17 protein-coding genes are annotated in these 25,528 nt (G+C 73.1%); 7 read left to right on the plus strand and 10 right to left on the minus strand.

The annotated features are described in order from the left end of the window. Positions 1-34 precede the first annotated feature (34 nt). The 4 genes from BJY14_RS16925 to BJY14_RS16940 are packed head-to-tail and all read right to left on the minus strand — an operon-like array spanning position 35 to position 7,064. On the minus strand, positions 35-1,573 hold the full coding sequence (locus BJY14_RS16925) for a hypothetical protein (RefSeq protein ID WP_179844491.1): 1,539 nt from the start codon (positions 1,571-1,573) through the stop codon (positions 35-37). Beyond that, positions 1,551-5,018, minus strand: coding sequence for a DEAD/DEAH box helicase (locus BJY14_RS16930; protein ID WP_179844492.1), 3,468 nt, complete (start codon positions 5,016-5,018; stop codon positions 1,551-1,553). The genes BJY14_RS16925 and BJY14_RS16930 overlap by 23 nt, the downstream gene beginning before the upstream one ends. After that, positions 5,015-6,364, minus strand: a complete 1,350-nt coding sequence (locus tag BJY14_RS16935) for a protein kinase domain-containing protein (RefSeq protein ID WP_179844493.1) — start codon at positions 6,362-6,364, stop codon at positions 5,015-5,017. Before BJY14_RS16935 ends, BJY14_RS16930 begins: the two co-directional genes overlap by 4 nt. Before the next feature lie 22 nt (positions 6,365-6,386). Continuing rightward, positions 6,387-7,064 (minus strand): vWA domain-containing protein, encoded by a 678-nt coding sequence (locus BJY14_RS16940; protein WP_179844494.1) that lies wholly within the window; start codon positions 7,062-7,064, stop codon positions 6,387-6,389. Positions 7,065-7,352: 288 nt separating this feature from the next. On the opposite strand from BJY14_RS16940, the gene BJY14_RS16945 reads away from it, so the two are divergent. The 4 genes from BJY14_RS16945 (at position 7,353) to BJY14_RS16960 (ending at position 11,857) form a co-directional block, all read left to right on the plus strand. Continuing rightward, positions 7,353-9,761, plus strand: coding sequence for a molybdopterin oxidoreductase family protein (locus BJY14_RS16945; protein ID WP_179844495.1), 2,409 nt, complete (start codon positions 7,353-7,355; stop codon positions 9,759-9,761). After that, positions 9,758-10,243, plus strand: a complete 486-nt coding sequence (locus BJY14_RS16950) for a hypothetical protein (RefSeq protein ID WP_179844496.1) — start codon at positions 9,758-9,760, stop codon at positions 10,241-10,243. The genes BJY14_RS16945 and BJY14_RS16950 overlap by 4 nt, the downstream gene beginning before the upstream one ends. An 89-nt stretch (positions 10,244-10,332) precedes the next feature. Continuing rightward, positions 10,333-11,280 carry a LysR family transcriptional regulator gene (locus BJY14_RS16955; protein WP_179844497.1) on the plus strand — a complete coding sequence of 316 codons (948 nt, stop codon included), beginning with the start codon at positions 10,333-10,335 and terminating at the stop codon, positions 11,278-11,280. Between the two features lie 34 nt (positions 11,281-11,314). Continuing rightward, positions 11,315-11,857 (plus strand): DapH/DapD/GlmU-related protein, encoded by a 543-nt coding sequence (locus tag BJY14_RS16960; protein WP_179844498.1) that lies wholly within the window; start codon positions 11,315-11,317, stop codon positions 11,855-11,857. Between the two features lie 9 nt (positions 11,858-11,866). Here BJY14_RS16960 and BJY14_RS16965 read toward each other — a convergent pair whose 3' ends face one another. From BJY14_RS16965 to BJY14_RS16975, 3 genes are all read right to left on the minus strand, one after another. After that, on the minus strand, positions 11,867-16,765 hold the full coding sequence (locus BJY14_RS16965; protein ID WP_179849444.1) for a DNA repair ATPase: 4,899 nt from the start codon (positions 16,763-16,765) through the stop codon (positions 11,867-11,869). A gap of 72 nt (positions 16,766-16,837) precedes the next feature. After that, positions 16,838-18,868, minus strand: coding sequence for a flotillin family protein (locus tag BJY14_RS16970; protein WP_179844499.1), 2,031 nt, complete (start codon positions 18,866-18,868; stop codon positions 16,838-16,840). Between the two features lie 40 nt (positions 18,869-18,908). After that, entirely contained in the window at positions 18,909-19,568 is a 660-nt protein-coding gene (locus tag BJY14_RS16975; protein ID WP_179844500.1) for a hypothetical protein, read from the minus strand. A gap of 486 nt (positions 19,569-20,054) precedes the next feature. Between BJY14_RS16975 and BJY14_RS16980 the strand changes: the two genes are divergently transcribed. Next, positions 20,055-21,182 carry a sporulation protein gene (locus tag BJY14_RS16980; RefSeq protein ID WP_179844501.1) on the plus strand — a complete coding sequence of 376 codons (1,128 nt, stop codon included), beginning with the start codon at positions 20,055-20,057 and terminating at the stop codon, positions 21,180-21,182. Positions 21,183-21,254: 72 nt separating this feature from the next. After that, a complete protein-coding gene (locus BJY14_RS16985; RefSeq protein WP_179844502.1) occupies positions 21,255-21,710 on the plus strand; it encodes a tellurite resistance TerB family protein in 456 nt (151 codons plus the stop codon). 13 nt (positions 21,711-21,723) lie between these two features. On the opposite strand, the gene BJY14_RS16990 is transcribed toward BJY14_RS16985, so the two are convergent. From BJY14_RS16990 to BJY14_RS17000, 3 genes are read right to left on the minus strand one after another with little or no spacing between them, the layout of a single operon-like run. Further along, positions 21,724-22,614, minus strand: coding sequence for a M56 family metallopeptidase (locus BJY14_RS16990; RefSeq protein WP_179844503.1), 891 nt, complete (start codon positions 22,612-22,614; stop codon positions 21,724-21,726). After that, the gene (locus BJY14_RS16995; RefSeq protein WP_179844504.1) at positions 22,611-22,973 is read right to left on the minus strand and encodes a BlaI/MecI/CopY family transcriptional regulator; all 363 of its coding nucleotides are present in this window, start codon (positions 22,971-22,973) and stop codon (positions 22,611-22,613) included. The genes BJY14_RS16990 and BJY14_RS16995 overlap by 4 nt, the downstream gene beginning before the upstream one ends. Before the next feature lie 5 nt (positions 22,974-22,978). Then, the gene (locus tag BJY14_RS17000) at positions 22,979-23,899 is read right to left on the minus strand and encodes a cation diffusion facilitator family transporter (protein WP_179844505.1); all 921 of its coding nucleotides are present in this window, start codon (positions 23,897-23,899) and stop codon (positions 22,979-22,981) included. A gap of 198 nt (positions 23,900-24,097) precedes the next feature. Between BJY14_RS17000 and BJY14_RS17005 the strand changes: the two genes are divergently transcribed. Then, complete coding sequence (locus BJY14_RS17005; RefSeq protein ID WP_179844506.1) at positions 24,098-25,513, plus strand: dihydrolipoyl dehydrogenase family protein; 1,416 nt, start codon at positions 24,098-24,100, stop codon at positions 25,511-25,513. Positions 25,514-25,528: the final 15 nt, after the last annotated feature.

Raw genomic sequence — 25,528 nt, forward strand, 5'->3', positions numbered from 1 at the left:
GAACTACTCGTCCTTCCTTGGAGCGGAATGGATGTCAGTGCAGGGGGATGAGTTCCGGCACGGCGAGGGCGGCCAGCTCGCGGCACCATTTCGCGTCCTGCGCGGCGGAAGGGTCCCTTCCTCCGTGCGAGACGCGGTTGCGCATGGTGCCGAGCGCGGCGAGCGCACTGAGCAGGTCGGGACGCCGCGCCGCCAGCCGGTGCAGGGGATGCTCCGCGTTCCGGTGCGCCGCCACGAGGGCCAGGGCGCCGGCCTTCCTCAAGGGCAGGTCCTTCCCCGTACTCGATCCCCTGGCGGCCTCACGAAGATCCTGGTCGAAGAGCCGGGGGACCGTCTGGAAACCGACGCGGTGGGCGGCTTCCTCGATGGCGGACCGTCGCAGCGTCTCGGTCGGCGAGATCGCCCGGACGGAGTCCACCGACACGGGATAGCCGCGCGCCAGGCGGCGGAAGAGCTCCTCGTACAGGCGGTGCGTCGCGTGCACGACGCGCTCCAGCGCACCCGCCTGGTCGCCCAGCATTACGGCGAGGTCCACCTCGGTCATCAGGTCGAAGGCGTCCTCGTCACTCCGGACGGACGCGCCGAACTCGGCGACGAGCACGGATTCGACGTGGGCGCGCGCCGTCGCGTCCGCCTGCCGGTAGGTGCGCTCGGCGCGTTCCGCCTTCGTCCGGGTCACGCCGCGAATCCGCTCCGCGAGCGGCCCGCCGTCGTGCAGGCACCGATCCAGCAGCTCGCCGAACATGGCACTGCTCCCGACGCCGAAGGGGTCGTGCGCGACCAGCTCCCCGGATCCGTCGGCCGTGGCGAATCCAACGACCAGGACGGGCTCGGGGGCGTCGATGAAGGCGATCCGGTCCAGATCCGGCGGCCGGTCCCCGCCCGGCCCCGGGCGGGCGCCCGCCGTCTCGCCCGGCCGCGCCACCGGCGCCAGGCCCTGGCCGCGCTCGAACTCGCGCACCCGCCGGGCCTCCCGCGCGTCCCGGTCCAGCCGGGCGACCTCGATGACCTGTTCCGGACGGGGCCGGCCGGGGGCGGCCTCCGTCCCCGCGTCGGCCATGTCGACGATCGCGGCCTCGACGTGGTCCGGGTGGCCCGTGGTGCCGAGCTGGAGCCCGGCCCTGCCCGGGGCCCGCCACGTGACATGCGCGTCGGCGAGCCGCTCGGCGGTGCGGGGCCACAGGTCGCCGCCGGCCTCGGGCGACTGGAAGACGTACCTCACCGACCAGGACGTCTCCTCGGCGACGCCGCCCGTGCGGAGCGCCCGCCTCCCCTGCTCGGTCAGCTCCCCCTGCCGGTCGAGCAGCCCGTGGTGGACGGCCTGGTCGACGATGTGCGCGCACAGCCGCACGTGCAGGTTGATCCGGGCCGCGATCAGGTCCGGCTCCCGGACGCCCGCGTGGCAGAGCCCCAGCACGACGCGTTCGAAGAGATCGAGCCCCCGGCGGGGCAGGACCGGGGCGGTCACGCGGTGCGCCCACGCCGGGAAGGCCACGCAGATCCGCTCGTCGCGCCGCGGCGGCGCCGGGCACAGCTGGACGATCCTCGCGCTACGGGGAAAGGACGGTGCCATGCTCACCTCCCGAACGGCACAGCCGGAGGAACTCGGTCAGCGGCCCGACCTGCGCGGGAGCCGCGGGCCCTTCGAACATCGCGGCATCGCCCACGGTCACCAGCAGGCGCTTCTGCCGGCTCATCGCCACGCACAGCCGGTTGCGCAGGGTGAGGTGGCCGTAGCGGCGCCGCACCCAGCGGTCATGGGCGGCGCCCGCAGGTGGCGGACCGGCCGGAGGCGATGATCTCGTCGTGGACAGGAACACCACATCGAACTCCTTGCCCTGGAAGGCGTCGACGCTCCCGACGTGCAGGCGGTCCAGACGGCGGCCCCCGGCGTCGTACTGGAGCCCCCTGACCAGCTCGTATCCCTGGTCGGTGCGGCGGGCGAGGTCGCGCGCCACCAGTTCCCGCCAGATCTCGTCCACCTGGTCGGAGTAGAACGAGATGACGCCGAAGGTGAGGTCCGGCGCCGACGGCAGGAGCCGCTCCAGCTGGTCGGCGATGACGCGCGCCTCGGCCCGCCGCCGCTTGCTGCGCTTGCCGGACTCGGCGCCCCGGCCGTTCGGGACGTCGATCCACGCCGCGTGCACGCCCTCGTAGCCGGGCAGAGCGTGCGCGAACTCCTCGTCCGGACGCGGCGATTCGAGGATCCCGTCGTAGAAGCAGCGGCTCACGAACGCCCCGAGCGTCCGGTGCATCCGGAACTGGGCGTTGAGGGTGACGACCCGATCCACCGAGGCGCCAGGAGCTCTGAGGTTCTCGAACAGGCGCTGGAACAGGCTCTCGCGCAGCCTTCCCCGCACGCCCGCGTCGAGCCGCTCCACCTGCCGCTCGACCTCCGGCTCCAGCATGTGCGGCAGCTGGTTGTGGTCGCCGACCAGGATGATGCGCCGGCCCGCGTGGATCAGCGGGATCATCAGATCGAGCGGGTTGGCGCGGGCCGCCTCATCGATGATCACGGTGTCGAAGACGACGTCCTCGATCCGCGTCTCCTCCTTGGCCACCGCGACGGTCGGCGACGCGGCCTGCTGGCAGGTGGCCGCGTAGGAGGCGGTGTAGGCCCGCAGGGTCCACTCGACGGCGACCGGGTCGCCGCGCAGCCCTTCGAGGTAGTCCAGCATGGCGAGCTGGGGGCCGCTCTCGCCGGAGTCGCGCACCCGCTCTTCGAGCTCTTCGGCGATCTCGGCGAGCAGGTCCTCCACGTCGGGGTCGGCGGCGACGGGCGCCTGCGGCCCGGTCGCCGGCCGGAGCGCCTCCAGCAACCGGTCGCGTGCCGCCGCCAGTTCGGTCAGGAACGGGACGGGCTCGTCGACGTCCCAGGAGGCGGCCCTGGCCAGCAGGTCCAGATCGGCCGCGTGACCGGCGTCCTGCCCGTTCAGCGCGCGGACCCGGCGCAGCGCCTTCGCCGCCGCCGCGGGCCCGTCGTCCGCGAACGACTCCGCGAGGGTCCGCACGCCGCGCAGCGCCCGGACCGCCAGCTCGCGGTCGTCGTCGAGGTCGAACGGGACGGGCCGCGACGCCGTCTCCAGCCGGCGGCGCGTGCCGTGCAGCCGGTCGGTGAGCCCGGTCGGGAGCAGTTCGCCCGCCAGTTCCTCGATCTCTTTCAGCAGGCGCGCGGTCTCCTCCGGCGGGGTCGGTGTGAGCAGGTAGCCGGCCGCCCTGGCGGTCACCGTCCGCAGCAGGCCGAGCGCCCGCCCGAAGGAGTCGGTGTCGATCTCCTCGGTGAGCCAGTCGACCGTCTCCTGCAGCCACCGGTCCGTCTGGACGGTCGTGCCGCGGCCGGCTCGGTCCACCTTGTTGGCCGGGAGGCCGAACACCCTCGAACGCTCGACCAGTTCGTCCACGGCGGCGTGCTGGAAGCTGGTGAGCAGGATGCTGCCGCGCAGCCGCGCGTAGCCGCGGCCCTCCTCGGCGAGGCGGGTCTGCAGGGCGGTGATCACCTGGGTCTTGCCCGTGCCGGGCGGGCCCTGGATCACCGCGATGTCGGGCGTGTTCAGGGCCACCTCCAGCGCCCGCTCCTGCATCGGGGTGGGCTCGCCGCCCCGGAAGCAGTCGCGGACCGCGGCGGAGACCGCCCTGGTCGTCCTTCTGGGAGGATCCGCACTGACCGTCTTGCCCTCGAACAGCGCCAGCAGGTTCGGGATCCTGGTCCCGTCCGCGAGGATCCGGTCGAAGGCGGCCTTGCGCCGCTGCATCTGGCGCCGGTCGCCGCGGAACGAGCGGTAGAGGAAGCCCTGGGGCGGAGGTGCGACCGTGAAGTCCCGTCCCACTCCGGAGACCCGCCGGCGTCCCAGTTCCACGAGCCTCAGGTCGATCGTGCCCGCCGCGACGTCCGCCGCGACGACGGTGCCGCTGACCACGCCCTTGCCGAGCCGGTCGCCGATCAGCGCCCACTCCGAGGCGTCCTCCTCGTCCGCCGCGGCGAGGGCTTCGGGCAGGGTCTGGGCGGCCTCCAGTTCCAGGGTCTCCCGCGCGTCGAGGCCCCGCCGGGCCCGCTCCGTCAGCGTCAGCTCCTGGTCGTCGAGGTGGGACGACGCGTCGACGCGGAACCGGTAGACGCCGTCGCCGAGCGGTTCGCGCTCGGTGTAGCGCCCGAAACCGACATCGCGCACCTGCCGCCGCACGAACCGGGTTTCGAGCCGGTTGTACTCGTGCCACATGGCCAGGAAGCCCTGGCCGGTGGCCAGCCGGTTGAGCTGGTGCTTCATCTCGGCGTGCGCCTCGCTGGCCCGCGAGACGTCGGTGAACTCCAGGCGGCACTCGGTCAGCCGCAGCGGCCCCTGCCCCTCCGCGTCGCCGGTGCGGCGCAGGCGGTGCAGCACCAGCCGTCCGTCCTCCGTCCGGACGTCCCCGGTCACGCCCCGCCCGTGGATCCGGTAGCCGGTCGGCGCGCTCGGGTCGCTCAGGCCGATGGACACGACCAGACGGCGGGGCGCCTCCGGCCCCGCGTCCGCCCTCGGGGGCAGCAGCAGGCGCTCGGTGAGCCACCGGACGATCTCGTCCGGCCTGTCCCTGAGCCTCCTGTCCCATCTCCCGACCGTGTCCATGACCCGGTCGCCCACGCCGACGGACTGCGGCTCCAGCGGATCCGCCTGCTCGTAGGTGTGGACGTCCAGGCCGATCCGGAGGCGACGCCGCCGCCCCTCGTTCTCCACCTTGCGCGTCGACAGGACCGCGATACGGGCGCGGTTCGCCATCGCCCGCGCCAGGCGTTCGCGATCCTGCTCCCCGTCCGGTCTCACTCCGCCCCGGACGGTCCCGCCGACGCCGGCGACCACCTGGCCCGTCGGCATCTTGGCCAGGATCACCTCGTGCCAGCCGTCGTCGAGATTCTCTAGGGCGTCGGGGGCGCCGTCCCAGAGCAGCCAGACGAAGTCCGAACGTCCCGGCAGGGGTTCGGTGACGGTGCCGGACGATCCGCGGGGCGCCGGTGCGCGGTTGCCGCGACCCGGGGCGCTCATGTCCGGTCCGTTCCGAGCAGGCGGAACCGCAGCACCCGGTGGAGCTGGGACCGGTGGCCGAAGTGAACGCTCCACTCCGGGACGTCCTCGTACACCGGAACGGTCAGCTCGCCGTCCGGCTCGACGACGCGCGGGGAACCACCGGTGCGCCGGCTGAGCCACAGCGGTTCACGACCTCTGTTCCGCACGGCCAGCCCGCTTCCCGGTTCCCACCACAGCCAGGCGATCGGACGGTCCTGGTCGGCGTCGGGCGCCAACTGCGCGGTGCGCGCGGTCACGCACAGCCATTCGCGCGGCGGGATCGCAAGGCCGTCGCGGGTCCCCGCATAGGTCTCCTCTCCGGGGACGGCGAGATGCATCAAGCCCATCAACTGCCGTGGCGTTCTGGCGCCGCACCACGGGCAGGCGGCGGATCCGACGATGAACGTCTGCGTGCATTGCGCGCACGTGAGCGTGAGGTCCGCGGCGGTCTGGAGCTTGGTGCGCCATTCGGCCACCGTCGCCCGTTCGACCGGATGCGATCGCCCGGTGCCGAAGGTCCGCTCCGCCAGCGTCCTGAGGCCCGGCGTGAGGACGGCCCGCCTGGGCAGCCCGTAGCTCGACCGGTTGCGGTCGTCGCCGGGATCGTCGATCCAGGGCAGTTCGCCCGCGAACGCCCGCTCCTCTTCCTCCGGCTCGCCTTCCTGGACGTCGTCGCCGAGGAAGGGATGCACCAGCGCGAGCGTCTCGAAGGCCATGACCGCGAACGCGTAGGCGTCGCTGAGACTGGATATGCCCATGCGGCCCGCGACCACCTCGGGCGCGCCGTATCCGGGTGTCGTGAACGACTCGTCGGGGACGACCGACTCGACCTCCAGGTTGTCGGCGTCGACCAGCCACACCTGGGAGTGCTCGGCGGACGCCGACGCCATCATGTTCCCGGGCGAGGGGTCGCCGTAGACGATGCCCCGGGCGTGCAGCGCCGCCAGGACGTCCGCGGCCCTCGCCAGCAGCCGGAGCCGGCGGCGCAGCCCGCCCGTCTCCCCGTACCAGTCCACGAGATCCGTGCGCGGGGGCGGGTTGGCGAGGACGCGCAGAGCGGTCATGTCGCCGAGCAGCTCCATCGTGTAGCCCACGTCCGGTTCCGCGAGCATGGCCAGCGGACGGGAGATGGCGAGCCCGTCGAGGTCGAGCCGTCTCACCGTCCGGAGCCGCTGCCGCAGCCGCTCGGCGGCCCGCCGCGTCCGGGCCCGGAGGACCTTGACGGCCACGCGGTCGCCCGCCGCCCAGACCTCGCCCTGCCCGCCCGTCCCCAGCAGGCGCGTCAGCTGGAGCGGCCGTCCGTGCTCGTCCTTCACCACACGCATGTCGCCGACGTCTCCGTCCGTCTCAGCCCAGCAGGTCCTCGAGCTCGTCGAATGACATGTGGGACGTATCGTTCGGCCGGGCGCTGCGGGCCCTCGCGGTGACGCTCATGGTGACCCAGGAGAAGTACCGGGACAGCAGGTGGGCCTCGTCGGCGCGCACGGGCTGGATCACGGGATCGTCGATGAAGGCCCGCAGGACGTCGAAGGCCTCGTCGTCCATGTCCTGACCGACGCCGACCGCCAGCCGCACGGCCTTACCTCCGCGCGGCGAGGCCAGCAGCCGCTCGAGCGAGCCCCGCCAGTCGTCGTTCGGCAGCCCGTCGGAGACCAGCACCAGGGTCGGCGTGAAGGCCCGCCGGGAGATGACGTCCTCGTCGGCCAGCAACTCGTTCACCAGGTCGAGCGCCTCGCCCAGTGGCGTGCGCCCCCGGGGCAGCATGTCCTCCCAGACGACCTCGGCGGCCGGCGCCGGCGGCTGGTGCAGCGCGGCGCCCCCGCCGCCGAAGGTCACCACGCCGACCGTGATCTCACCGCGGACGGTGTCCTCGTCGGCGAACGACCTGATCATCGCGGCGATGCTGCGGTTCAGCACGTCGATCTTCCCCGCCTCCGCCATGCTCCCGCTGACGTCGGCGAGGACGAGCACGGGCAGGGGACGGGGCGGCGGCGCGGACGGCCGTGCCGCGGAGGGGTCGGGCATGGCGGTTCCCTTCTGCTTTCCGAAACGAAACATTCCAGAATGAGAGGCACCACCCCTTCCGTCAAGGCTTTTCCGAAAGATAGGCAAACTGCGGTCATAATCGGACCGACCGGAATTCCCACTAGCACCAAATAGGCGATAAACGGGCAATCCGGCATTACACCCCTTGACCGGCCACGGAGCGGCGGCTCCCCGGCCGCTCGGCACCCTGGCGTGGCGGGAGGGCCGGATGTTTCGCGGTGGCGGGCAGTGGGATGAGTCCTAACTCCAGAGGTCTTGGAGGCACGGATGGCGCGGATCGATCGGATCGCCGAGCCCTGGGGGACGAGGACGCCCTACGGTCCGGGCGAGGACTGGCCCGTCCGAGTCGACACCTTCCTCGAGGAGGGGATCACACCCCGGGACGTGGACCGATGGGTGCCGACCGCGTCGATCCTGCACTCCAACGGGGACGGGATGGACATCGCGGTCAAGGACGGCCGGATGGTCGGGGTCCGCGGGGCGGCCGGAGACCGGATCAACCGGGGACGCCTCGACCCCAAGGATCTGTACGCCTGGCAGGCGGGCGCGTCGCCGGACCGGTTGACCCGTCCGCTGGTCCGCCGGAACGGCACGCTGGTGGAGACCGATTGGGACACCGCGATGGACGCGGTCGTCCGCCGGAGCCGTGAACTGCTGGACGAGCAGGGCAGCGGCGCGTTCGGCTTCTACACCAGCGGCCAGCTCTTCCTGGAGGAGTACTACACGCTGACGACGATCGCGCGCGCCGGGATCGGCACCAGCCATCTGGACGGCAACACCCGCCTGTGCACCGCGACGGCCGCGGCGGCGTTGAAGGAGTCGTTCGGGTGCGACGGGCAGCCCGGCACGTACGCGGACATCGACCACGCCGACGTCATCGCGCTGTTCGGGCACAACGTGGCCGCGACGCAGACCGTGCTGTGGATGCGGATGCTCGACCGGCTGGCCGGCCCGGACCCGCCGCGGGTGATCTGCGTGGACCCCCGGTCGACGCCCGTGGCGCGCATGGCGGCCGTGCACCTGGCGCCGCGTCCGGGGACCAACGTGGCGCTGATGAACGGCCTGCTGCACGAGATCATCTCGGCGGGGAGGATCGATCGCGACTACGTCGACGCCCACGCCGTCGGCTACGAGGAACTGGAGCGGCGCGTCCGGGAGTACCCGCCCGGCCGCGTCGCGGAGATCTGCGACGTGCCCGAGGAGCTGATCCGCCGGGCCGCGGGGCTGCTCGGCGGCGCCGAACGGCTGGTGTCGACCGTCCTGCAGGGGTTCTACCAGTCGCACCAGGCCACCGCCGCCGCCGTGCAGGTCAACAACCTGCACCTGATCCGGGGGATGCTCGGCAGCCCCGGCTGCGGGGTGCTGCAGATGAACGGGCAGCCCACCGCCCAGAACACCCGCGAATGCGGCGCCGACGGGGACCTGCCGGGCTTCCGGAACTGGGCCAACGACGACCACGTCGCCGACCTGGCCCGGATCTGGAACGTCGAGCCCGAGCGCATCCCCCACCACGCGCCCCCGACCCATGCCATGCAGATCTTCCGGTTCGCCGAGCAGGGGTCGGTCCGCCTCCTGTGGATCAGCGGGACGAACCCGGCCGTCTCGATGCCGGACCTGGCGAGGATCCGGTCCGTCCTCGCGCAGGAGCGGCTGTTCCTGGTGGTGCAGGACATCTTCCCGACCGAGACCACCGAGCTGGCCGACGTGGTCCTGCCTGCGGCGGCCTGGGGCGAGAAGACCGGCACCTTCACCAACACCGACCGGACCGTCCACCTCTCGGAGAAGGCCGTCGAGCCGCCCGGCGAGGCGCGCCCGGACCTGGAGATCTTCCTGGACTACGCCGGGCGGATGGGCTTCACCGGCAGGGACGGCACTCCCCTCGTCGGCTGGACCGGCCCGGAGTCGGCGTTCCGCGCCTGGCAGGAGTGCAGCCGCGGGCGCCCGTGCGACTACACCGGCCTCAGCTACGAGAGGCTCCGCGCCGCGGGCGGCGTCCAATGGCCCTGCGACCGCGACCATCCCGACGGCACCGAACGCCTGTACTCCGGCGGCCGCTTCTGGGCCGCCCCCGAGTACTGCGAGAGCTTCGGCCGCGACCTGGTCACCGGCGCCCCCGTCGAGGAGGTGGAGTACCGGTCCCTCAACCCGTCCGGCAAGGCCGTCATCAGGTCGGCCGGCTACCTGCCGCCGCACGAGGCGCCGGACGAGCTCCGCCCGTTCCACCTGATCACCGGCCGCACCGTCCACCACTTCCACACCCGGACGAAGACCGCCCGCGCGCCGCAGCTGCGGGACGCCGCTCCGGAGGTGTGGGTGGAGATGAGCGCCGCCGACGCCGAGGCCCACGACATGCGGGAGGGCGACCTCGCCGAGGTCTCCAGCCCGCGCGGCGTCGTGCACGCCACGGTGCGCGTCACCGGCATACGCTCCGGTGTCCTGTTCCTGCCGTTCCACTACGGCTACTGGGACCTGCCCGAGGGAGCCGCCAGGACGCGCGCGGCCAACGAACTGACGATCACCGACTGGGACCCCGCCTCCAAGCAGCCGCTGTTCAAGACCGGCGTCGCCACGCTCCGGCTGCTGGAGCGCGGCGGCGGACCCTCCTCCGCCGACCGGGCCGGCGAAGCCGGACCGGCTCGGAGCCGAACGGCGATGGCCCATGAGGAGCCGCGATGAACGGAATCGGCCTCGCCCTGCGGGGGCTGCACCACGGCGAACGCGCTCTCGCCCAGGATCTGCTGCGCGTCTCCGAACGCCACACCGGCGACCACGAGATCCACCACGTGGCCCGGGACCTGTCCGCCTGGTCCCAGCGGCATGTGCGCGAGCTCGCCGAGATCGGCGGCCGGTACGGTGCCCGCCTGGGCACCGCGCACCCCTTGGAGACCGGGCTGGGCGCGAAGCTCCGGGGGAAGGGCGGCGAACTGGTCGGGCACCGCGGCCCGCCCGGCATGCCGCTCCTGCACGACCTGCGGCACGTCCACGTCCAGGCCGCCGGAGTCTCCCTCGACTGGGAGATGATCGCGCAGGCCGCCAGAGGGAACCGCGACACCGCGCTGCTGCGCCTGGTCGAACGCTGCCACCCCGACACCCTCCGGCAGATGCGCTGGGCCAACGCCCACCTCAAGCAGCTCAGCGCCCAGGTGCTGCACGGCTGAGCCCCCGGCCGCCGGCCCGCCGGAGCGCGACCGGACAACCGGTCGGAGGCCAGCTACAACCATCGGTTGTGCGGGCCTAGGGTGGGCGCGTGGACACCGAGGGGCTGCGCTCGTTCGTCCGGGCGGCCGAGCTCGGGCAGTTGCAGCATGCGGCCGATGAGCTGGGCGTGACGCAGCAGGCGGTCTCCAAGCGGATCGCCGCCCTGGAGCGCCGGCTGGAGGTACGCCTGTTCACGCGGACCGCCCGAGGCGTCGAGCTGACGCTCGACGGTCAGGCGTTCCTCCCTCACGCCCGGAGCATCGTCGCGGGCGTCGACCGCGCCGTCGCCGCGGTCAGGCCGGGGTCGCGGGCCCTCAGGATCGACGTCCTCGGCCTGCGGAGCGCGCAGGCCGTCGTCCTGCACGACTACTGGCGGTCGCGTCCCGGAACCGACCTCGACGTGGTGACCCTGAGGGTCGACGACCCGCGCACGGCGGTCGCCGCCGTCGAGGCCGGCGAGATCGACGCGTCGTTCCGCACCGTCACCGACCCGGCGGCGCTGCCGGCCGGCATGCGGATGATCCGCGCGTTCGACTCCCCGCTCGAACTGCTCGTCGGCCCGCGGCACCCGCTCGCCGCGGCGCGACGGCTGACGCCGCGGCAGCTGCGCAGGCACCGGATCTGGGTGCCGGGCATCGCGGCGCGGAGCGAGTGGGCGGAGTTCTACGACCAGCTCGCCACCGGATTCGACCTGCGCATCGACGCGGCGGGCCCGCACTTCGGGGACGAGGTGCTCCTGGACACCCTCGCGGATTCCGCGGACGTGGCCACCCTCGTCGGGGCACGCGACCGCTACGTCTGGCCGGCGGACCACGATCTGCGCCGGATCCCCGTCGTTGACCCGACCTTCGCGTATCCGCTCTCGCTCATCCTCCCCGGCACGAATCCGCACCCGGAACTCCGCGGATTCATCAGCTACCTCGAAGGCCTGCCGAAGCTCTCCGGGACGGTCTGGCTCCCGTCGTGGGCGTCGCCGCACGGCGGCACCGACCGGTGAACCTCGTCAGCCGGCACACCGAAAGGACCGCGGCATGCCCGGCGACCGTCTCATGCGCATCCACAGCACCGAGTTCCAGGCCATGGCGGAGAGGGTCCTGCGGGCCACCGAGCTCACCTCCCGCCTGAACGTCCTGCCCTTCGAGGACGAGGCGGGCAAGGCCGATCTGTTCGGGCGGATCCTCGGCAGGCCGCTGCCGGCGAGAGTCACGATCTACCCGCCCTTCTACACCGACCACGGCCTCCGACTGGACCTCGCCGAGCGCGTGTTCATCAACCAGAACTGCACGTTCCTGGACTACGCCGGCATCCGGCTCGGGGAGCGCGTGATGATCGGGCCGAAGGCCACGTTCATCACCGTCGGCCACCCGGTCGATCCCGGGGAGCGGCGGGAGTGGCTGACCGGCGGGCCCATCGACGTGGCGGAGAACGTGTGGATCGGCGCCGGTGCCACGATCCTGCCCGGCGTCAGCATCGGCCGTGACTCCGTGGTCGCCGCCGGCGCCGTCGTGGCCGACGACGTTCCGCCGTCGAGCCTCGTGACCGGCGGCAAGGCGGACCTGAACCGGCAGTGGTGACGACCGCCCTCACGGGCGGAGCGGACGCGGACCGTCGCGGAGGGCCGCCTCGATCGCGGACAGCTTGTCGGCCAGGTGGAGCAGGGCGCCGACGGAAGGGTCCCCGGTGTTCCCCGCGAGTGTCCGGGAGCGCCGGTAGGCGGCCTTGACCTCCGTCCAGCGCTCGGCCCCGGACGGTGTGAGGGTGCCCTGGAGCTCGGCGAGCTTGAGGAGGTTGGCCTCCGCGTCCGAGGTGAGGGTCTGGGACTCGGCCCGGTAGTGGTCGTCGATGACCGCTTGCAGCTCCGTGTCGTCCATGACCGGGAGGATGCGTCCGGCCAGCTTGTTCATGTCGCGGTAGGAGCCCTGGAGGCGGAACGGCGGCTCGGTGCGGGACGAGTCGTCCTGGGCGGCGGAGGCCATGTAGGCGCGGTTGACCGTCAGGACCACCTGCTGCGCGCGGCGGAGCTTGGCGAGCACGGACAGGATGTCGTCCAGCTCGGCCGGGGAGTAGGCGTGGGACAGGCGGTCGGGGTGGACGGCCGGGTCCCCGTCCGCCAGGCGGACGAGCAGCTCGACGTCGCCGCGGTCCCTGGCGCTGAGGGGCGCGAGCACGGGGTTCGAGGTCAGGGCGTTCTCGATGTAGCTCATCGCGAACAGTTCGTCCTTGCCGGACAGGACGTCGCCGAGGTTCCACACGTCGGCGCGGTTGGCGAGCATGTCGGGGACGCGGAAGCGCCGGCCCGACTCGGTGTAGGGGTTCCCGGCCATGCAGACGGCGAAGCGCTTGCCGCGCAGGTCGTAGGTGCGTGCGGCTCCGTCGATGCGGCGCTGGGCGTCGCAGAGCGGGATGAACTTCTGCAGGAACTCCGGAGAGGTGTGCTGGATGTCGTCGAGGTAGAGCAGGACGTTGGTGCCCATGTCGAGCGCGAAGTTGATCTTTTCGACCTCGCGGGCGGCGGTGGCGTCGGGCGCCCTGGCGGGGTCGAGCGAGGTCACGCCGTGCCCGAGGGCCGGCCCGTCCACCTTCACCAGGGCCAGTCCGAGGCGCTCGGCGACGTACTCCATCAGGGTCGTCTTGCCGTAGCCGGGCGGCGAGACGAGCAGGAGCAGCCCCATCCGGTCGGCGCGCTCGCCGTCGCCCGCGGCGCCCAGCTGCTTGGCGAGGTTGTCGCCGATGAGGGGAAGGTAGACCTCGTCGATGAGGCGGTTGCGGACGAACGCGCTCATGGTGCGGGGCCGGAGGCCGGCCGTCCCGAGGCGCCTCTCCTCCGCGGCCACCAGCGCGTTCCGCTGTTTCTGGTAGGAGCGGAAGGCGGGGACGCGCTCGGTGCGGAAGCGGTGCGTGCGGGCGAGGAGTTCGTCCAGGCGCAGGCCGAGACGGCGGTCGTCGATCCGCGGGTGGCGGCCGAGCAGGTCGCCGACGGTGGCCGTCAGCGCGGCCGGCGAGTCGTACCGGGCCGACGGGCACAGCAGCAGGGAAACGGCCTCGGGCAGGTCGGCCGGGTCGCCGTCCGCCCCTGTCGCGAGGTAGGCGGAGAGCCACGCCTCGGCGAGCTGCCGGCGCGCGGCGAGGCTTCCCGCGCCGCGCAGGTCCTCGTCCAGGGAGACGTCGCCGAGCGCCTGCGCGAAGTCCTTGAGCAGGGTGCGGGCGCCCTGGCTCGTCACGAAGCCGTCCGGGGCCGCGGCGAGTTCCTCGATCAGGTACTCGGCGGTGAGCGGGTCGGGTGCGGGCACGGCGTTGAGCTCGGCGAACGCGGCGACCGCCGAACGGAGTTCCTCGGTGAGGGCGGGGAGGGCGCCCGGCCGTCCGAACGCCTCGCGGGCTCGGACGAGCGAGCGGGCGCGGACCGTCCAGGTCGCGCGCTCGGCCTCGTCGGGGCCGTAAGTCCAGAAGAGCTGCGCGGCGGCGCGCGCCGCACCCGGGTAGCGCAGGAGGCCCGCCTCGGTGCGCAGGCGCAGGAGCGCCTCCAGGATGCGGGCGGCGTCGTGGTCGTGGACGCCCCGCTCGTAGCCCTCGTCGTAGCGGTCGGCGGCCGCGTCCCGGACGAGGGCGAGCAGGCGGCCGCCGGCCTCGGCCCGGCGCAGGTCATCGGGGTCGGCACCGGCGAGGACCGACGCCGCCAGGTACTCGGCGCGATAGGTTTCCGCCGTTTCCGAGACGAGGCTCTGGCTCCAGAAGCGGCGGGTCTCCGCGAAGTCCGCGTCGTGGACGGGCGCGCGGTAGTCCGTCCCGGTGATCGCGAACGCGACGGTGTCGCGGTGCGGGACGAGGGTCAGCTCGATCGGACGGGTGTCGACCGCGAACCGGTGGCGCCCGAGCCGGATCGTCGCGCCGTCGTCGCCGTACAGGTCGAGGCGGTCGCGGAGGGCGCGCCCGGCCTCCTGGCGGGCGGCGTCGAGGCGGCCCTCCAGTTCCTCGGCCCGGACGGCGTCGTCGAGGGCGCGCAGCTCGCCGGCGATCGCGCGGAGCCGGAGCACCGTCGCGTCGGTCGTGAAGTAGGCGGTGACCTCGTCCGGGGACGCGAGCGTGGCGGCGCGGCGGCGGACACCGGCCAGGATCCGCTCGGCCGACTCGGTGAGCCGGTCGCTCCGGCGGGCGCGCTCGTCCAGGAGCGTCTGCTTGCGGGAGGAGAACGCCTCGTACAGCTCGGTCCGCCTGGCCTCCAGCTCGGTGAGGAAGTCGTCCAGCTCGGCGAAGCGCGTCTGGAGCGTTTCCAGGCGGAGCAGCAGGCCGCCGAGCCGCGCGTCGCAGTCCTCGGGCGTCGCCGCGGCGGCCAGGGCTCCGGCGACGGACCGGTCCAGAAGCGCGAGCTCGGCGGCGAACGCGGCGTTTCCCTCGCGGGCGAGCAGGTCGCGGCGGCGGCCGTCGAGGACGGCGCGGGCGCGGTTGAGGCCGCCGAGCACCTCGCCGACGCGCTCCAGGATCGCGGTCCGCGCGGTGGCGTCCGCGATGTCGAGGTCGCCGACGACCTCGGTGACGACGTCCAGCCCCTCGTTCTGCGCGTCGAGGAGCCCGGCCAGAGGCGCGGCGTCCGCGGCGGTCTCGATGGCGCGGGCCGCGTCGGTGATGCGCTCGACCTCGGCGTGGTAGCCGGTGAACGCGTCCTCGCCCCGCAGGTGCTCGACGGCCTGCCGCGCGGCCTCGTCCAGCTCCGCCCGGACCTCCTGGGAGAGCTCGTCGATCCGGGCGCCGTCGGCGTGGCGGAGGTCGCGCAGCGTCTCCAGGTGCCCCTGGGCGCGGCGGAACTCCGCCAGCCGGGAGATCCAGCCGTCCGCGCTCCGCGGCGCCTCGGTCCTGGCGCGGCGGACCAGGGCCGCCTGCCGCCCGGCCGCCTCCGCGACGGCCGTCGCCGCCTGCTCGGTGAGCGCGCGGACCTTCTCGTACTCGTCCAGGACCCGGGCGGCCGTGGAGCGGACGTCGGCGAGCGGCGCGGCGAGGTCGCCGAGCCGCTCGTCGCCGAGCCAGGGGTACAGGTCCGAAGCGCGCGTGCACGAGGCGATCAGCGCCTCGAACGCCCTGGTCGACGGGGACGTCTCCGCCGCCGTCCGGCTGATCGACAGGCATTCGGAGACGCCGCGCACGAGGTCGGCGTTGCCGACCCGCTCCAGCGGGCCCGTGCCGACGGGCTGGGCGGCGGCGTACGCGTCGGAGGTGAACGGGGTCGCCCAGATCTGCACCGGGTGGACGCGGGATGGCTCGTCGGAGAGCGCCCGCATCACCACGAGCGTCCCGTCGTCGAACAGCGAGTACCCGTGGCAGGTGATCGGCGCCGCGACCCGCTTGCGGATCACGTTGTAGGGCAGCAGCGACGACCGGCCGTCCTCCCGCGAGTGGAAGACGTAAAGGACGTCCTCCCCGTTGGGAGAGCGGACGACCCGCTCGTACTCCAGGCCCGTGACGTCGGTGTCGAACGTCTTCGCGGCGCCCGTGTCCAGGTGGTAGCCCCCGGGGAAGACGATCCCGTGGTCGTCGGGCAGCCGGCGGCACGCCTGCGCGATCCCGTCGACCCGCACCACCCGCTCGGTGCGGACGTTGAACACCAGGTGCCGCCACGCGGACTCGTTGTACGGCCTGATCCGCAGCAGGATCAGCGCCCCGACCCGGGCGTGCAGGACGTCGGCGTCCGCGAGCGACTGCAGCGGCTCGTCCACCGGCTCGGAGTAGATCCCCTCGCCGGTCGCGGTGTCGTCCTCGGTCTTGACGGTGAGGGTCCCGCCGGCCGTCGCGACGAAGACCTCCCCCTCGATCGAGATGTGCGGGTGCCGGCCGGCGACGTGGTCGTCCCTGGTGGCCTCGATCCAGTCGACGTCGTGCGCGGGAGGGAACGCGTGGTCGCGCTCGCCCTGGTTGTCCTCGTAGGCGACTCCGCCGTCCGGCGCGGTCCGCCACCGCAGCACGCGCAGGTCCGACAGGCGCGGGCCGGTCTGGAAGACGGCGAGCAGCCGGCCGTCCACCAGCCGCAGCTGGAGCAGCCGTGCCTGCCGGTAGTACCGGTACATGTCGGCGAAGTCGCGCACGAAGCGCGGGTCGTCCAGCAGGCCCGGAACCGCGTCCGGGCCCGCCCGGACGAAGGCGATGCCGTCCTCGCCGCGGGTGAACCGGTGCAGCGAGAAGACGTCGCCGACCGACGTCTCCGGCCGCAGGCCGGGGACGACGTTGTGGCCGAAGAGCATCACCTCTCCGAGCGCGACGATGTCGCGGGGCACGCACCTGTCCGCCGTGCGGATCCGCTCGGTGCCCGCCTGCCGCAGGTCCGAGCCCCCGAAGACCTCCAGCCTGCGGGCGTTGAGCGCCTCCGCGCGGCGGGCCAGCTCGCCGGCGTGCCCGGCCAGCCGCGCCCGCAGCACCTCGTAAGTGCCGTGGTCCGGCTCCGCGTGCCGTGGTCCGGTCCCGGTCCCGGTCCCGGTCCCGCCGGGCTCTGTCATGTCCACGCCCACCTGTCTCCCGTCCGTCCACCGCGGCGCACGCGGCCCGTCACGTCCCTTGGCCAGGCCTCGTCAGCCGGATGCGAGACCGGCGGTGAGCCCGGTGCCGTTGACCTTCGACAGCGGGGCGTCGGCGACGCCCAGGCGGCGCGCGGCGTCCAGGACGTCCTGGAGGCCGGCGGTGTCCGGGCCGCCCGACTTGATCAGGCGCAGCAGGAGCGCCGAAAGGGTCAGGTCCCGCACCCCGCCTGTGTCGACCGCGCCGAGCAGGCGCGACAGGTCGCCGGTGAAGCTCGCCGACCCGTCCAGCCACGGGCCCGCCACCGCCCGCGCGACCTCGGAGTTCTGCACGAAGCCGTCCACGCTCTTGCCGAGGGCGATCGACCCGACCAGGCGGTCGAAGAAGACGGACTCGCCGCCGACGATGCTGATGTCGGCGTGCTCCAGCCCGGTGGCGAGGACGGTGGCCTGCGCCTCCGCGACCTTCTGCTGGACCTCGATGCCGGCCAGCCGGACGTCCTTCTCCGCCTCCAGGCGCAGCCGGTACTCCTCGTGCTCGCGGGACGCCTCGTCCAGCGCCGCCATCGCGCCGGCCTTCTCGGTCAGCCCCTCCGCCTCGGCCTTCAGGTTCTCGCGGATCCGGGCGGCCTCGACCAGCGCCTTCTCCCTCGCGACCGCGGCCTCCGCGCGCCCGACCTTCTCGACCGCGTCGGCGTCGCGCTCGCGCACCTGGACCTCGGCGAGTCCGGTCGCCGCGGCCTCCGCGCGGATCCCCTCGGCCAGCCTCGTCTTCGCCTGCGCGTCCAGCTCGGCGGTCTCCTGCCGGGCCCGCGCCAGCGTCAGCTCCTCGCGGGCGCGGTGCACGGCGGCCGCCTCCGCCGCCTCGGCGGCCTTGATGTCCTTGACCAGGTTCTCCTGCGCCTCCGCCTCCGCGTGGATGATCAGCGCCTGGCGGTCGCGCTCGGCCTCCTCGACCGCGCGCAGCCGCTTGATGGCCTCCTCCTGCTCGGCCACCGTCCGCTCCACCGCGATCCGCTCGCGGACGACGTCCGCGATCTCGCGCTTCTCCGCCTCGACCTCCTTGTCCGCCGCGATGCGGGTCAGCTCCGTCTCGCGCTCGCGGGCGATGACCTCCAGCAGGCGGTCCTTCTCGATCCGCTCGCTCTCGATCGCGAGGACCCGCTCCCGGTTCTTCGCCGCGACCGACACCTCCCGGTCCTTGTTCTCGTGCTGGACGCCGAGCTGCTCGTCGGTGCGGATGTGCGCGGCCTGCGCCCGCAGCCGCTCCTCGGCCTTGACCCGCTCGATCTCGGCGGTCTCGCGGGCCCGGACGGTCTCGACCTCGCGCTCCTGGCGCAGCTCGGCGTCCGCCTGCCGGCGCTCCAGCTCCAGGATCGCCTCGCGCGCCTCCACGTTCTGGCGGGTGATCTCCTTCTCCTCGTTGCGGGCGTGCTCGTTGGTGCGGACGTGCTCGATCGCCGTCAGCTCGGTGATCTTCCGGATGCCCTGCGCGTCCAGGATGTTGGAACTGTCGAGCGAGAGCAGGGGCGTCTGCTCCAGGTGGTCGATGGCGGCGTCCTCGAGGCTGTAGCCGTTCAGGTCCGTGCCGATGACGCGGATGATGTGGTCGCGGAACTCGTCGCGGCGGGTGTAGAGGTCGGCGAACTCCAGGTGCTTGCCGACGGTCTTCAGCGCCTCGGAGAACTTGGCGGCGAACAGCTCCTGCAGCGTCTCCCGGCTGCTGGCGCGCTCGGTGCCGATCGCCTGCGCGACCTTGATCACGTCCTCGACGGTCTTGTTGACGCGGACGAAGAACGTGATGCGGATGTCGGCGCGGATGTTGTCCTTGCAGATCAGCCCGTCCCGGCCGGTCCGTTCGATCTCGATTGTCTTGACCGAGATGTCCATGAGCTCGGCGCGGTGCAGGACGGGCAGGACGATCGCCCCGGTGAAGGTGACGTCGACCTTCTTGAGCTTGGAGACGATGAGCGCGCGGCCCTGGTCGACCTTGCGGAACAACCGGGTCACCATCAGCACGAGGCCGAGGGTGACGAGCAGCGCGAGAGCGAGGAGCACACCGGCTCCTATCGTGATGGTGTCCATCGGGATCCCTGTCTGCGGGAGGGGAGGGTGGCGCGGGGTCTTAACGGAGGCCGGGGGCCGTGTCGTGCGGCATGACCCAGAAGAACCGGCCGTCCGGATCGAGATCGAAGATCAGTGCCGTGCTGCCCGCGGTGAGGCCGGCGCCGGCCGCGGCGCCCGCCACCGGCACGTCCATGGCGGGCTGCCGCACCTGGACGATGGCGGACGACCCGTCCGGGGCGGTCACCTCCGCCTGGCCGAAGTCCGGGCCGACCCGCCCGGTGCGGATGACGCACGGCAGGCCGACGAAGTCGCGCAGCGACGTCTCGGCCCGGTCCTGGAAGACGTGCCGCAACGGCAGGACGACCGCCCGCGTCCCGGCCCAGGCGGCGGCCAGCGCGACGGGGAGGAGGAGCGCCCGGGCGGCGGCGCCGTCCAGCAGCGCCGATCCGGCGAGGCTGACGAACCAGGCGAGGCCGACGAGCACCGACAGCGCAACCGTGGCCGGGACGCCGCCCAGCCCGAGCGGTGCGAGCCGCTCCGCGGCGAACCCGTCCTCGGCGCCGGCGCCGGCCCCCGTGTCGGCATCGGCGCCGGCGCCGAGAAGGTCGACTCCCAGCCCGCCGAGCAGGACGAGCGTCCAGTACCCGGCGACGACCAGGAGAGAGAAACTGAAAAGCGCGGTCGGAAAACCGAGCGCGACATCGGTGAATTCGCCCATGTGAATGCACGCTTCCGCGTCGAGACGTCAGGAACCCGGCGGGGCGGCGAATACGGCCGGCCCGGCCGTGAAAAAAGGCTTCGTCAGGTGAAGAAGTGGTCCCGGTCAGCTATCCGGGAAGGCGTGCGCCCAGAACACCCGGCCGCGGGCGGGGCGGCGGTGGGGGCGAGAGGCGCGCGGGCGCGGCGCTTCCTGCGCTTCCTGCGCACACAAATAGTGCCGGGGAGTCATAGACCCTCCTGATCGGAGACGTATCCTGTCTCGCCGACCAGACTTCCCGGCACACCGAAAGACACTTTAACTCATTCGCCGCGCTAAGGGAAGCCATTTATCCGCAACCCCGGGGAGCAGGGGCGGGCGCGGGGAGCGGGGTGGAGTTTCCGCGTTCCACGGTACACCGGGTGGAGCGCCGCGCCATCTGCTACAAGTGTAGTAACTAGCGGCCGGCCGTACGGCCGCGGGGATGACGACGGGAGAAAGGGCCTCATGGTCTTCAAGCAGCTGCTCGGCGCCTTCGGTGTGGGCGGGCCGTCGGTCGAGACCGTTCTCGCCGCCTCCCACACCCGCCCGGGGGATCTCCTGACCGGCGAGGTGCGGGTGCAGGGCGGTGACCGGGACGTCCACGTCCACCAGGTGGTGCTGAGCCTGGTCACCAGGGCCGAGTACGAGCACGGCGACCACGAGGGAGCCGGGAGCCGGGAGTTCCACCGGGGCGCGATCACGGGGGGTCTCCATCTGGGGGCCGGGCAGTTCCAGGCGATCCCCTTCCAGATGCCGCTGCCCTGGGAACTGCCGGTGACCGAGGTCTACGGGCAGCACCTGCACGGCATGGCCATGGGCGTCCGCACCGAACTCGAAGTCGCCGGCGCGGTGGACTCCGGCGACCTGGACCCGGTCTCGGTGAGCCCGCTCCCGTCCCAGCAGCGCGTCCTGGACGCCTTCGGGACGCTGGGCTTCATGTTCAAGAGCGCCGACGTCGAGGAGGGGCACATCGCGGGCGTCCACCAGGAGCTGCCGTTCTACCAGGAAATCGAGTTCTTCGCGCCGCCGCGGTACGAGGGGCAGATGGCCGAGGTCGAGCTCACCTTCGTGTCCGACCCGCACGGGCTCGTGGTGATCCTGGAGGCCGATCGGCGCGGGAACGTCTTCTCCGAGGGCGACGACGTCTTCGGCCGCTTCCACGTCTCCCACGACCAGGCCCTGCACATGGACTGGGAGAACCAGGTGGAGGGCTGGCTGCGGGCCGTCGCCGGACACCTCCACGGCGGGTTCGCCCACGGGAGCCACGGGTCCCACGGATTCCAGGAGCCGTACGGCCACCACGGCGACCACTCCGGAGGACGCGGCGGGCCGGGCTGGGGCGGCGTCGCGGCTGGGGCGGCGGGCGGTCTGGCGGCCGGGTTCGTGGCGGGCGCCGTCGTCGGCGAGATGCTCGGCGACGAGGAGGAGGAGGAGGAGGAGGAGAAGGACGAGCCGTCGGTGGGCGACGCCTTCGCCGAGGTGAGCGGGCAGGCCGCCCAGGACGCCTACCAGGCGGCCGCCTACGAGCAGGCGTACGAAGACGCGTACGAAGACGCGTACGAGGACGCCGTGGAGAGCTTCGAGGAGGAGTGAGAGGGCCCCGGCTACTACATTTGTAGCAGTAAGGCTATGGTCGGAGAGACGACCGACGAGCGGAGGAAGACGATGCCTTTCTGGGACAAGCTGCGTGCCTCCACCCAGAGCATGCAGACGCAGCTGCTCAGCAAGAAGAACGAACTGACGAGCGGAGCGTTCCGCGACGCGAGCATGGCCATGTGCGCGCTGGTCGCGGCCGCCGACGGCAGCGTGGACCCGTCCGAACGGCAGCGGACCGCGTCCCTGATCGCCTCCAACGAGGTGCTGCAGAACTTTCCGGCCGACGACCTGCAGCGGCGGTTCAACGACTACGTGTCCAAGCTCACCGCCGACTTCGACTTCGGGAAGGTCGCGGTCCTCCAGGACATCGGCAAGGCGAAGAAGAAGCCCGCCGAGGCCCGCGCCGTCATCCAGATCGGCATCGTGATCGGCGGCGCCGACGGGCACTTCGACCAGAGCGAGAAGGCCGTCGTCCGCGAGGCGTGCTTCGCCGTCGGCCTCGACCCCGCCGAGTTCGAGCTCTGACGGACGGCGCCCGTCACCGGAACGCGAGCAGCGACACCAGGAACGACACGAGGACATGGTCCAGCTGGAGGGTCGCGGCGGTCAGCGAGCCGGTGACGACGCCGTTGCCCATGAACAGCAGCGGGCCGGTGACCGCGTTCTTGGCCGGGGGCGTGCCCAGCAGCGCCTCGACGCGCTCGACGATCCCGGACTCGGCGAACGCGCTCACGGGCCCCGGGCCGCGCGGGTGCGCGAGGGCGACCTTGGCGATCGTCCGGGCCACGGCGGCGCGGTCGCCGGTCGCCTCCGCGGCGTCCTCGTCCGCCCAGCGCTCCGTCGCCAGCCGCAGCCGGGCGGCCAGGGGCCGCAGCGGCGGCAGGACGGCCGAGGCGAGGACTCCGGCGGCGAGGTAGCGGTGGTGCCGGTGCCTGAGGTGGGACGTCTCGTGCTGGAAGACGACGTGGAGCTCCTCGGACGTCAGGTCGCGCAGCAGGCCCCGGGAGACCAGGACCCCGCCATGCCGGCCGGGGACCGCCACGGCGATCGGCACGTCGGTGTCGAGCGGTTCGCGGGCGTCCGCCCGCGCGGTGCGGAGGGCGGCCGCCCAGCGTGCGGCGGCCCTGCCCGCGGCCGCGAGCCCGGCGGCCGACAGCACGGCCGCCGGGACGCCCACCGCGTCCGGGACCGGACGGTCGTCCCCGAACAGCGCCCATTCGGGGACGTGCGCCGCGGCGGACGGCGCCAGCGTCGCCGCGTAGTTGACGGCCACGAAGAAGCCGGTGCCGAGCGCGGCCACGGCGGTCATCGCCCCGGTCGTCGCCAGCAGCCGCGCCGACCAGGACGGGTGGAGCCGTGACGGCGCCTTCGCCAGCGCGGCGCTCAGCGTCAGCATGATGGCGAGGGGCAGGAAGGTGAACCAGTTCACCCGCCGTCCTCCGGAAGGTCGAGGAACTCGCGCAGCTTCCGCGCCTCCTCGGCGGTGAGGGACCGCGCGAACCGGTTCAGCACGTTCCCCGGGTCGCTGGCGTGCCGCAGGTGGTCGCGCATGCGCCCCGCCACCAGCTCGGACTCGTCGACGGCGAGCCGGTACCGGTAGTGCCGTCCCGCCCGGGTGCGCGAGACCAGCCTCTTGTCGTGCAGCCGGTGCAGGATCGTGTTCACCGTCGTGTAGGCGGGATCACCGTCCAGCCGCTCCACCAGCTCGGCGGTGCTGGCCGTCCCGCCCAGCCCGGCCAGCGCGGCGAGCACCTCCGCCTCCAACTGCCCGAGCGGCCTTCGCGACACCGTCCTCAGCCCCCCTTGCGCAGCACGTCCGGCTCAAGGTAGACCAGCCGGGCGATCGGGACCGCCGCGCGGATGCGGGCCTCGGCGTCGTTGATCGCGTCGGCGACCTCCCGCGCGTCGTCGCTCAGGTCCACGGCGATCTTCGCGGCGACCAGCAGCTCGTCCGGCCCGAGGTGCATGGTGCGCATGTGGATCACCGCCGGGACGTCCCGGCCCTCCACGATCGCCTGCCTGATCAGCCGCAGGTGCTCCGGGGTCGCGGACTCCCCGACGAGCAGGCTCTTCACCTCGGTGGCCAGCACGATCGCGATGGCCGCCAGCAGCACGCCGATCGCGGCGGTGCCGATCCCGTCCCAGACGCCGTCGCCGGTGATCAGGGTCAGGCCGACGCCCGCGAGCGCGAACACCAGCCCGATCAGCGCCCCGGTGTCCTCCAGCAGGATCACCGGCAGCTCGGGCGACTTGGACCGGCGGACGAACTGCACCCAGCTCGACCGTCCGCGGCTGCGGTTCGACTCCCGGACGGCGGTGCGCAGCGCCGCTCCCTCCAGGACGATCGCCACCAGCAGGACGGCGATGGGCACCCACTGCCACTCCTCGATCGGGTGCGGATCGCTGATCTTGTGCCAGGCCTCGTACAGCGCGAACAGCCCGCCGAGGCTGAACAGGACGATCGCCACCAGGAACGCGTAGATGTAGCGCTCCCGCCCGTACCCGAAAGGATGCTCCTCGGTCGCGTCGCGCTCCGCGCGCTTCCCGCCGACCAGCAGCAGCGCCTGGTTGCTGGAGTCGGCCACCGAGTGGATCGCCTCCGCCAGCATCGACGACGAACCCGTCAGCGCGAACGCCACGAACTTGGTGACCGCGATCCCCAGGTTCGCGCCCAGCGCGGTGATGACGGCCTTGGTACTGCCTTCGGCGCTCACGGACTCCCCTGTCGTCCCCGCCCTCCGCAACCTCGGGCGACTCGAAACTACTTTTGTAGCAGAAACGGTGGGGACCGGGCGGACCGGCCCTCGGCGGTCCGCGATCACCGGGGGCCGGGGGGCCTGCCTGCCGAACGCCGCGGAATCCGGCAGGATCCATGGGGACGAGACTGCGGCCGACCGGAAGGGCTGGGGGACATGGACGAGTTCGATGTCGTGGTGGTGGGGGCCGGGCCGACGGGTGAGAACCTGGCCGAGCGGGCGCACGCCGGCGGGCTCAGCGTGGCGGTCGTGGAGAGCGAGCTGGTGGGCGGGGAGTGCTCGTACTGGGCCTGCATGCCCAGCAAGGCGCTGCTGCGCCCGGCCGCCGCGCTGGCCGACGCGCGGCGGCTGGCCGGCGCCCGCGAGGCGGTGACCGGTCCGCTGGACGCCGAGGCCGTCCTCAGGCGCCGGGACGAGTTCACCTCGCACTGGAAGGACGACGGCCAGGTCGCGTGGCTGGACGGGGCCGGGCTCGTCCTGGTGCGCGGCCACGGGCGGCTGGACGGCCCCAAGCGCGTCGCGGTGCGGACCCCCGACGGCGGGCGGCGGGTGCTGACCGCCCGCCACGCCGTCGCGGTCTGCACCGGCACCCGCGCGGCCCTGCCCGGCCTGCCGGGCCTGGACGAGGTGCGCCCCTGGACCAGCCGCGAGGCGACGTCCTCCGAGCGGGTTCCGCCGCGGCTCGCCGTCGTCGGCGGCGGCGTGGTGGCGTGCGAGATGGCCACGGCCTGGCGGGCGCTCGGCAGCGAGGTGGTGCAGCTGGTGCGCGGATCGCGCCTGCTGCCGCGGATGGAGCCGTTCGCCGGCGAGTCCGTGGCCGAGAGCCTGCGCGCGTCCGGGATCGATCTGCGCTTCGGCACCTCGGTCACCGGGGCCCGCCGCGACGGGCAGGTGACGCTCACCCTGGACGACGGCGGCACGGTCACCTGCGACGAGGTCCTGTTCGCCACCGGCCGCAGGCCCGCCACCGACGACCTCGGGCTGGACACGGTCGGGCTGGCCCCGGGCCGGTCGATCGAGGTCGACTCCACCGGGCTGGCGGCCGGCGTGCCCGGCGAGTGGCTCTACGCCGCCGGGGACGTCAACGGCCGCGCCCTGCTGACCCACCAGGGCAAGTACCAGGGAAGGATCTTCGGCACGGTGATCGCCGACCGCGCCGCCGGGCGCCCCCTCGACACCGCCGCCTGGGGACGCAGCGTCGCGACCGCCGACGAGCGCGCGGTGCCGCAGGTCGTCTTCACCGACCCCGAGGTCGCCGCCGTCGGCCCCACCCTGGAGGAGGCGACCCGCGAGGGACGCCGGGTGCGGGCGGTCGACTACGAGATCGGCGACGTCTCCGGGGCCTCCCTGTACGCCGACGGCTACCAGGGCCGCGCCCGCGCGGTGGTCGACCTGGACCGCGAGACGCTCCTCGGCGTCACCTTCGTCGGCCCCGGCGTGGCCGAACTCCTCCACTCGGCCACGATCGCCGTCACCGCCGAGGTCCCCATCTCCCGCCTCTGGCACGCCGTCCCCTCCTACCCGACGATCAGCGAGATCTGGCTCCGCCTCCTGGAGACCTACCGCGGCTGAGCACTCGGGACGAGC

The sequence above is a fragment of the Actinomadura luteofluorescens genome (assembly GCF_013409365.1).
Classification (GTDB): domain Bacteria; phylum Actinomycetota; class Actinomycetes; order Streptosporangiales; family Streptosporangiaceae; genus Spirillospora; species Spirillospora luteofluorescens.